The sequence below is a fragment of the Bradyrhizobium sp. genome, assembly GCF_016462955.1.
Classification (GTDB): Bacteria; Pseudomonadota; Alphaproteobacteria; order Rhizobiales; family Xanthobacteraceae; genus Bradyrhizobium.
In genome coordinates this window covers 6,726-16,126 of sequence record NZ_JAEMSD010000060.1, presented here as the reverse complement: position 1 = coordinate 16,126, position 9,401 = coordinate 6,726, and the positions used below count along the sequence as shown (strand labels likewise).

The window sequence follows — 9,401 nt, the reverse complement described above, 5'->3', positions numbered from 1 at the left end:
GATCTACGTCATGAGCGCGGGCGGCGGGCAGGCGCAGCGCATTTCCTTCTCCAAGGACGACACCAACGCCAGCTATTCGACGCCGGTGTGGTCGCCGAAGGGCGATTACATCGCCTTCACCAGGCAGGGCGGCGGTCAATTCGCGATCGGCGTCATGAAGCCGGACGGCTCCGGCGAGCGGCTGCTCACCTCCGGTTTCCACAACGAAGGCCCGACCTTCTCGCCGAACGGCCGCGTGCTGATGTTCTTCCGCGATCCCGGCGGCAACGGCGGACCGTCGCTGTACTCGGTCGACATTTCGGGCCGCAACGAGCTGAAGGTGCCGACGCCGGGCTTTGCCTCCGACCCGGCATGGTCGCCGCTGCTGTCCTCGACCTCCGGCGGCTGAAGATATCGCGGCCAGGACCTCGCCCGTTCAGACGGGCGATGTTGTCGGAAAAGTGCGCCGATTTTTCCGGGTTGGCTGCGCACGACAAGCCTTTCTTCACCTTGTACCCGGCAGGGCTTGCCTAGTTGCTTGATTTTTAAGCGGAAACAGGCTTGCTGTTGGCGAAAACAACTCGACTTTAACAATGTTCCCTCAGAAAGGCTTCATCTCGGCTGGGTAAAACTACGCGCCAAACAGGACGCGCGTACAAACCCAGATGCAGCTCGCAAGCCAGAGCGGAGAACCCGATCAAGGACAGGCCGCGCCGAAGGTTTCGGCGGCGCTGATCGATTCCCTGTTCGAAGCGTCCGGCCCGTTGCTCGCGGGCATCGTCTTCGTTGCGTTTGGGGCAAGCCTGACCGCGCTGAAGACCGGGCAAACATTACTTTGGGCCTGCGTGCTGTTTCTTGTGGTCGCGGGCGCGATCCGGGTTTTCGATATCCGGCGCTTCAGCCCTCACAAGTCGGCTCTCACTGCCGAAGAAGCCGACAAGTGGCAGAAGCGCTATCGGCGCGGGGCGCTGATCCAGGCCGCCGCGATCGGAACGTGGTGCTCGACAGCACTGCTGAGCAACGATGATCCCGTCGTCCACCTCATCGCCCTGTCCGTGACCACGGGAATCCTGGCGGGAGGAGCGGGCAGGGCCTACGGACGCCCGTCGATATTTCATCAACAGGCCGTGCTTCAGTTCGGTCCCGCCGTGATCGCCTTGGCGGTGCGTGGCACGCCTTACTACATCGCCATGGCCTTCGTGAGCGCCGCGTTCCTGCTGGCGGTGATGCAGCTTTCCGCCAATCTGCACAGGATATTCATGCGGGCCGTCGTGGCCCGCGAACGCGAAGCAGCCCTCGCTGGCCAGTTCGATACCGCGCTGAACAACATGCCGCACGGCTTGTGCATGTTCCGCGTCGACAGGCAGCTTGCCGTGATGAATCATCGGTTTGGCGAGATGCTGGACCTGCCCGAGGATCTCGTTCGGAGTGGCGCCAGCGCGCGTGACGTCGTGGCTGCATGCATCAGCGCGGGCTCGATATCGGCTTCGAGCGGCGAGATGATCATCGCCGGGTTAGAGTCTTCGCAAGCGAAGGAGATCGTCACCATCGATCCCTCGGGGCGAAACCGTGCCTTGTCCTGGACCGTCCAGCCGATGGCGGACGGAGGCGCAGTGTTGCTGCTCGAAGACATTACCGAGCGGCGCAATGCCGAGGCCAAGATCACCCATCTGGCCCGGTACGACGAATTGACGGCGCTGCCCAACCGGGTCCACTTCCGCGACGAGATCGAATGTCTGTTGGCGGCCTCCCATCATGCCGAGCGTCTGTCGGCGCTGCTGTTCATCGATCTCGACCAGTTCAAGCAGGTCAACGACACGCTCGGCCATCCCTGCGGCGACCAGCTGCTCTGCGCCGTCGCCAATCGCCTGCGCGAAATGCTGCGACCCGAGGATTTCGTCGCGCGCTTCGGCGGCGACGAGTTTGTGGTCTTCCAGCAGAACATCACGGCGCCGGAGGATGCCGCCGCACTGGCGCGCCGTATCGTCGAGCGCTTGAGCGAACGCTACCGGATCGATAATCATCTGGTCGAGATCGGCGCCAGCGTCGGCATCGCGCTGACCTCCCCTGAGGGCGTCAGCGCCGACACGCTCCTGAAGAACGCCGACATGGCGCTTTATCGCGCCAAGGCCGACGGCCGCGGCACCTATTGTTTCTTCCGAGACGAGATGGCGGCAACCGTCGAGGCGCGCCGCATCCTCGAACTCGACCTGCGCAAGGCGCTCGCGAACGAGGAATTCGAGCTGTTCTACCAGCCCCTGGTCAATCTGAAGACGGGCAAGATCAGCACCTGCGAGGCGCTGCTGCGCTGGAACCATCCGGTCCGCGGCACTGTCTCGCCGGTCGATATCATCCCGGTCGCCGAGGACATGGGCCTGATTGTCGATCTCGGCCGCTGGATCCTGCGCCGCGCCTGCCTGGAATGCATGAAGTGGCCGGACGGAGTCAGCGTCGCCGTCAACTTCTCGCCGCAGCAATTCCACCAGCGCGACGTGCTGAGCGAAATCCGCTACGCTCTCGAAGTGTCGGGCCTGCCGGCGCATCGGCTCGAGATCGAGATCACGGAATCCTCGCTGCTGCGTAACACCCAGCTCACGCACGATATCCTGTCGCAATTGCACGCGCTCGGCGTGCGCATCTCGCTCGACGATTTCGGCACGGGCTATTCCAGCCTCAGCTATCTGCACAATTTCCCGATGCAGAAGGTGAAGATCGACCGGTCCTTCCTCGAAGGCATCGATAGCGACCGGCCTTTGACGCTGCTGCGGGGCGTCGCGCGGCTGTCCGCCGACCTCGGCATGTCGGTGGTGGTCGAGGGCATCGAGACCAGTGAGCAACTCGAGCTCATCAGCGCCGACGGCACCGTCACGGAAGGCCAAGGCTACCTGTTCAGCCGCCCGGTCCCGGCGGTGCGGGTCCGGCAATTGCTCAACGCTTCGCATGGCAGCCGCATGCAAGAGCAGTTGATCGTGGTCTCCTCCCGCTGACTCTGCTGACGGCACGGCACCCGATCGCACGCGATCGATGCAGCGATCGCACCCGTGATTTTGCGGGCCGCAAAGGTTAACCCTAACCCCGCTAAAGCTTTGCAATCTTGTTAAGAACCCATTAATCTTTGTCCACTCGTGGAAGTTGATCGAGAGTTTGGGAGTACAGGATGTCGTCTCATGCCGAGCCACGCGGTCCGTCGCTGGTGCGCGGGGCAGCGTTGTTCGACCGCATCGACTACCGGCTGCTCGAGACGCCCGAGGAAAGGGATCCAGTCTACCTTCTGCGCTACAAGGCCTATCTGAACGGCGGATTGATTTTGCCGTCAGAGACCCGGCGTGTTTGCGATGTCTATGACGACGCGCCGAACGTCTGGATCTTCGGGGTCTATGTCGACGGTGAGCTATGCAGTTCGCTGCGGATTCACGTCCTGACGCCGGAATGCCGCCTGTCCTATTCAACCGAATTGTATGGCGATGTTCTCCATCGACGTCTCGATCGCGGCGAGGTGTTCGTCGACCCCGCACGGCTTGCGGCGGACCCCGACAAGGCCAAGGGACTTCCGGAGCTTCCGTATCTGACCCTGAGGCTGGCCTATCTGGCTTGCGAGTATTTCAACGCCGATACCGGCCTCGCGATGGTGCGCCCGGATCACCAGCCTTTCTATCGCCGCGTCTTCCTGCATGAGCCCCTGGCCGAACCGCGCGCTTTTCCGGGGTGGCATACGATGAAGACGTCGTTGATGGCGTCCGATTTCCGGCAGCTCCGGGAAAAGGTGCTGACACGCTTTCCCATCATGCGCTCGAACGCGTTCGAGCGGCGGATGCTGTTCGAGCGCGGCGTGCAGCGCAAGCCCGCCTCCCGGCCTGTGCTCGTCGGGAGCGCCGCCGCGCAAGTCTGAATCTCTCCGGTCAATTGATCGTGCGGCCCGGATCAGTCACCGTTCCGGCCGCGACGGCGACGGGCGATGCCGCGGGGCCAAAAGACCAGGCGAAGCCTGCCTTTTAGCCATTATCCCTGCTTGCCTTCACCCTCACGCCACATTTACAACCCATTAACCATGCCGGTTGCTTTTCGCTGGTTGGGGGCATTTGACCGGCTGCGGCAAGGTTCCGTCAAGGTTGACGGAACGTTCGCTTAACCAACCCCCTGTAGACCGGACAGCAGTGGACTAACGTGAGCGTGGAGGCTCCGGAATGAGACATCCTATGCGTATCCTCCAGGGATTGAAGCTGGCCGCGGTGCTCGCCGTCGCACTGTCGATGGGCGCCTGCGCCAACAAGAATGCCGCGACGGATGCGATGGCCAATGCGGCGACGCCGGGCAGCCAGCAGGACTTCGTCGTCAACGTCGGCGACCGCGTGTTCTTCGAAAGCGACCAGACCGATCTGACCCCGCAGGCGATCGTGACCTTGGAGAAGCAGGCGCAGTGGCTCCAGAGCTATCCGCGCTACAGCTTTACCATCGAAGGCCATGCCGACGAGCGCGGCACCCGCGAATACAACATCGCGCTCGGCGCCCGCCGTGCGCAGTCGGTGCGTTCGTTCCTTGCCTCGCGCGGCATCGATCCGAACCGCATGCGCACGATCTCCTACGGCAAGGAGCGGCCGGTGGCCGTCTGTAACGACATCTCCTGCTGGTCGCAGAACCGTCGTGCCGTGACCGTGCTGAACGCGAGCTCCTGAGGATCGGTCAGGCGGCGTTCATCTTCAGAAACAGATTATGCCGGCGCCCTTTCGGGCGCCGGTTTCGTTTCAGCATTCTGTGACTTAAAACCCTTGGTGCCAGTCACATTTTTGGCGTACTCCACCTCGATCTGTGGCGCGTCGAATGTTCCGTCGCAGGCCATTTCGGTTTCCTCGTCAGGGCAAAATGTCATCCAGATTTAAGCTCTTTACCGGCACCGTGGCGACCGCCGCGCTGCTCTCCTTGTGCGCGCCCGCAACTGCGCAATCGATCTTCGCTCAGTCGGATGACGCCGATGCGGAGATGCGGATCGAGCGGCTGGAGAATCGGCTGCGCCAGCTCACCGGCCAGAACGAGGAGCTGCAATACCGTAACCGCCAGCTCGAGGAGCGGCTGCGGGCGCTCGAGGGCGGCGCGCAGGCCGCGCCCGGACAGGCGCCCAGCGTCGCGGCGATGCCGCCCGCGCAAACCGCACCAGCTCAGGTCGCACCCGGCTATCGCCAGGGGACGCAACAGCAGGCGGTGCAGCCGAATTACGAACAGCCGCAGATCGCCTCGCCCGCGCCGATCGTTCAGGAGCAGCCGGCGCCCGGCGCACCCGGCTCGCGCCGCCGCGGCGATGCCTTCGATCCGAACCAGAATCCGAATGCGCCCGGTGCGCCGCGCGCGCTCGGCGGCGGGCAGCAGCCGATGCCGGCAGGAGCTCCGAGCGGGGCACCGGGCGGACGCAGCGCCGGCGAGCCGCTCGATCTCGCCACTGCCAACCCCCGCTACCAGCAGGGTGTGCCGCCGGCTGCACAGCCGGCCTATCCGCCAGCCCAGCCGGGCTATCCGGCGCCATCGGGCGGCGCCGGCCTCACGACGCTGCCGCCCTCGGCGACGCCGCGCGACGAGTTCGACCTCGGCATCGGCTACATGCAGCGCAAGGACTATGCGCTCGCCGAGCAGACCATGAAGAACTTTGCGCAGAAATTCCCGAGCGACCCCCTGGTCGGAGACGCGCAATACTGGCTCGGCGAGAGCTACTTCCAGCGCCAGCAATATCGCGATTCCGCCGAAGCCTTCCTCGGCGTCACCACCAAATACGAGAAATCGGCCAAGGCGCCGGATGCGCTGCTGCGGCTCGGCCAGTCGCTCGCCGCGCTCAAGGAGAAGGAGGCGGCCTGCGCCGCCTTCGGCGAGATCGGCCGCAAATATCCGCGCGCATCCGCCGGCGTCAAAGCCGCCGTCGATCGCGAGCAGAAGCGGGTGAAGTGCTGACGTCCAGAGGCATGACAAGTCGGAACGTGCTGCGCTAAACCTTGCGAGCATCCGCCGGCGACTGTCAGGGCCTCGTCATGTCAGACGACGACAATTCACCGATCTCGGCACTGGAGGCGAGGCGCCTGTTCGCGCGCTTCAAAGCTGAGCCGGCCTTGGTGCTCGCGGTCTCGGGCGGGCCCGACTCGGTCGCGCTGATGTGGCTTGCGGCGCGCTGGCGGCGCGGCCTGGCGCGCGGCCCGCAACTCACCGTCGTCACCGTCGATCACGGCCTGCGCCCGGAAGCGGCCCGCGAGGCGCGCGAGGTCAGGCAACTCGCCGCCGAGCTCGGCCTGCCGCACCGGACCCTGCGCGGGCGCGGCGCAAAGCCGAAGACCGGGCGGCCGGCCGCTGCGCGCGAGGCCCGGTACCGTCTGCTCGCAGGGGCCGCGCGGACCGCCGGCGCGGGCCATGTGCTGACGGCCCACACCCGCGACGACCAGGCCGAGACCCTGTTGATGCGCCTCTTGCGTGGCAGCGGCCTTGCCGGACTGTCGGCCATGGCGCCCCTCAGCGAGCGCGACGGACTAGTCCTGGCGCGTCCCTTGCTCGATGTTCCCAAATCGCAGCTGATCGCGACCTTGAGGCGGGCCGGGATCGGCTTTGCCGAGGACCCCACCAACCGGGATACCGCCTTCACCCGGCCGCGGCTGCGCGCGCTGCTGCCGCTTCTGGCGGCCGAGGGCGGCGACAGCAGAAATCTGGCTCGGCTTGCGGCAAGGTTGGCGCGGGCCAATGCGGCGGTCGAGGTGCTCGCGGACGGCGCAGAGCGCTTCCTGCGCTTGCGGGATCGCGGCGATGCGCCGCAGGCGGGCGTCCGGAGCTTTGAGGCGGCGGCATTTGCCGCCCTGCCGGAGGAGGTTCGGCTGCGGCTGCTGCTGCGGGCCGTCAACGCGCTCGGACATGAAGGGCCGGCGGAACTCGGCAAGGTCGAAGCCTTGCTGTCCGCGTTGGACCAGGCGATCGCTGCAAGCCTTCGCAGGCGCGCCACCGGCCGGTCAGTGCTGAAGCAGACCCTCGCGGGAGCCTTGATCAGCCTCGCGGGCGGGCGTATCCACATTGCGCCGGCACCGGCCCGGCGGAGCACCGGAAGATGAGCACGACATCGGGCGCATCATGACACCGGCCAATCTGCCCCGGCGGCGTCAGGCCACCTTAACCAGGCCGGAAAAACCCCCGATCGAACGCCATTATTTCAGCGGGAATCGCGCTAAGATGGGATAAATAGTCCCATCTCGTTCCCTTGGCAGCGACGGGGGCGGCACCTAAATTGTATCCGTCTAACGATGAGGATTCCTTGGGATTTCCTCGCATTGACCAAAGCCACTGCCCAAGGATCAGGGTCGCGATCCGCGCGACCACGAAGGAAGATCGATGAACGCCAATCTGCGCAATTTCGCCCTGTGGGTCATCATAGTTTTGCTGCTGTTGGCGTTGTTCACGCTCTTCCAGAATCCGGGTCAGCGGGCCTCCTCGCAGGACATCGCGTTCTCGCAGCTGCTGAGCGAGGTTGACCGCGGCAACGTGCGCGACGTCGTGATCCAGGGGCCGGACATCCATGGCACCTTCACCAACGGCTCGAGCTTCCAGACCTATGCGCCGAACGATCCGACGCTGGTGAAGCGCCTCTATGACAGCAAGGTCCAGATCACGGCGAAGCCGCCGGGCGACAACGTGCCCTGGTTCGTCTCGCTGCTGGTTTCCTGGCTGCCCTTCATCGCGCTGATCGGCGTCTGGATCTTCCTGTCGCGACAGATGCAGGGCGGCGCCGGCAAGGCGATGGGCTTCGGCAAGTCGCGCGCCAAGATGCTGACCGAAGCGCATGGCCGCGTCACCTTCGAGGACGTCGCCGGTGTGGATGAGGCCAAGCAGGACCTGCAGGAGATCGTCGAATTCCTGCGCGATCCCGGCAAATTCCAGCGCCTCGGCGGCCGCATTCCGCGCGGCGTGCTGCTGGTCGGCCCTCCCGGCACCGGCAAGACCCTGATCGCGCGTGCGGTCGCGGGCGAAGCCAACGTGCCGTTCTTCACCATTTCCGGTTCGGACTTCGTCGAAATGTTCGTCGGCGTCGGCGCGAGCCGCGTCCGCGACATGTTCGAGCAGGCCAAGAAGAATGCGCCCTGCATCATCTTCATCGACGAAATCGACGCCGTCGGTCGTCACCGTGGCGCCGGCCTCGGCGGCGGTAATGACGAGCGCGAGCAGACGCTGAACCAGCTGCTGGTCGAGATGGACGGCTTCGAGGCGAACGAAGGCATCATCCTGATCGCCGCCACCAACCGTCCCGACGTGCTGGACCCGGCCCTGCTGCGTCCCGGCCGCTTCGACCGCCAGGTCGTGGTGCCGAACCCCGACGTCGTCGGCCGCGAGCAGATCCTGAAGGTGCACGTCCGCAAGGTGCCGCTGGCGCCCGATATCAACCTCAAGACCATCGCGCGCGGCACCCCGGGCTTCTCCGGCGCCGACCTGATGAATCTCGTCAACGAAGCCGCTCTGACCGCCGCCCGCCGCAACAAGCGGATGGTGACGCAGGCCGAGTTCGAGGAGGCCAAGGACAAGGTGATGATGGGCGCCGAGCGCAAATCGCTCGTCATGACCGAGGAAGAGAAGCTCTTGACGGCCTATCACGAGGGTGGCCACGCCATCGTCGGCCTCAACGTCGTCGCCACCGATCCGATCCACAAGGCGACGATCATTCCGCGCGGCCGAGCGCTTGGCATGGTCATGCAGCTGCCGGAACGCGACAAGCTGTCGATGTCGCTGGAGCAGATGACTTCGCGCCTCGCCATCATGATGGGCGGTCGCGTCGCGGAAGAACTGATCTTCGGCAAGGAGAAGGTGACGTCCGGCGCCTCTTCCGACATCGATCAGGCGACGCGACTGGCGCGCATGATGGTCACACGCTGGGGTCTGTCGGACGAACTCGGCACCGTGTCCTACGGCGAAAACCAGGACGAGGTGTTCCTCGGCATGTCGGTATCGCGCACCCAGAATGCGTCGGAAGCCACGGTCCAGAAGATCGACACCGAGATCCGCCGCTTCGTTGAAGAGGGCTACAACGAAGCCAAGCGTATCCTCACCGAGAAGCGGCAGGATCTCGAAACCTTGGCCAAGGGCCTGCTCGAGTTCGAGACGCTGAGCGGCGACGAGATCATCGATTTGCTGAACGGCAAGAAGCCGAACCGCGAGTCCGTGCTGGAGCCGACTACGCCGCGCGCCTCCGCCGTGCCTCCGGCCGGCAAGCCGCGCCCGCGGCCCGATCCCGATCCCGGCCTGGAGCCGCAGCCGCAGGCTTAATTTTGGCAGCAGATGGAATCGAAAGACGCGGCGGAAACGCCGCGTTTTTTCTGCCTGAAGCTCGTCATCGCGAGCTGGCTTTCTGCTGGCGCCTCCTGTCGAAGCGCTGGGTGGAGCGGAGCAGTCCTTTGCGATTGCCTTCGTGCCTAGGC

6 protein-coding genes and 1 pseudogene are annotated in these 9,401 nt (G+C 65.0%); all 7 read left to right on the top strand.

The window, feature by feature from the left end; all coding sequences use genetic code 11:
- Positions 1-388: pseudogene (gene tolB / locus JHD07_RS09445) on the top strand (Tol-Pal system protein TolB); the annotation flags it as partial.
- 256 nt (positions 389-644) lie between these two features.
- Entirely contained in the window at positions 645-2,966 is a 2,322-nt protein-coding gene (locus JHD07_RS09440; RefSeq protein WP_291621341.1) for an EAL domain-containing protein, read from the top strand.
- Positions 2,967-3,136: 170 nt separating this feature from the next.
- On the top strand, positions 3,137-3,868 hold the full coding sequence (locus JHD07_RS09435; protein ID WP_291621340.1) for a hypothetical protein: 732 nt from the start codon (positions 3,137-3,139) through the stop codon (positions 3,866-3,868).
- A 295-nt stretch (positions 3,869-4,163) separates the two neighbouring features.
- The gene (pal, locus tag JHD07_RS09430; RefSeq protein ID WP_291621339.1) at positions 4,164-4,652 is read left to right on the top strand and encodes a peptidoglycan-associated lipoprotein Pal; all 489 of its coding nucleotides are present in this window, start codon (positions 4,164-4,166) and stop codon (positions 4,650-4,652) included.
- 187 nt (positions 4,653-4,839) lie between these two features.
- On the top strand, positions 4,840-5,913 hold the full coding sequence (gene ybgF, locus JHD07_RS09425) for a tol-pal system protein YbgF (RefSeq protein WP_291621338.1): 1,074 nt from the start codon (positions 4,840-4,842) through the stop codon (positions 5,911-5,913).
- A gap of 77 nt (positions 5,914-5,990) precedes the next feature.
- Positions 5,991-7,049: a tRNA lysidine(34) synthetase TilS gene (gene tilS, locus JHD07_RS09420; protein WP_291621337.1), complete on the top strand. Its 1,059-nt coding sequence runs from the start codon at positions 5,991-5,993 to the stop codon at positions 7,047-7,049.
- 277 nt (positions 7,050-7,326) lie between these two features.
- Entirely contained in the window at positions 7,327-9,249 is a 1,923-nt protein-coding gene (gene ftsH / locus JHD07_RS09415; RefSeq protein WP_291621336.1) for an ATP-dependent zinc metalloprotease FtsH, read from the top strand.
- The last annotated feature ends 152 nt before the right edge of the window (positions 9,250-9,401 follow it).

Bases quoted from the DNA above. Each gene is read 5' to 3' on its own strand.
- JHD07_RS09440 (WP_291621341.1), top strand. From the start codon at position 645: ATGCAGCTCGCAAGCCAGAGCGGAGAACCCGATCAAGGACAGGCCGCG.
- JHD07_RS09435 (WP_291621340.1), top strand. From the start codon at position 3,137: ATGTCGTCTCATGCCGAGCCACGCGGTCCGTCGCTGGTGCGCGGGGCA.
- pal (WP_291621339.1), top strand. From the start codon at position 4,164: ATGAGACATCCTATGCGTATCCTCCAGGGATTGAAGCTGGCCGCGGTG.
- ybgF (WP_291621338.1), top strand. From the start codon at position 4,840: ATGTCATCCAGATTTAAGCTCTTTACCGGCACCGTGGCGACCGCCGCG.
- tilS (WP_291621337.1), top strand. From the start codon at position 5,991: ATGTCAGACGACGACAATTCACCGATCTCGGCACTGGAGGCGAGGCGC.
- ftsH (WP_291621336.1), top strand. From the start codon at position 7,327: ATGAACGCCAATCTGCGCAATTTCGCCCTGTGGGTCATCATAGTTTTG.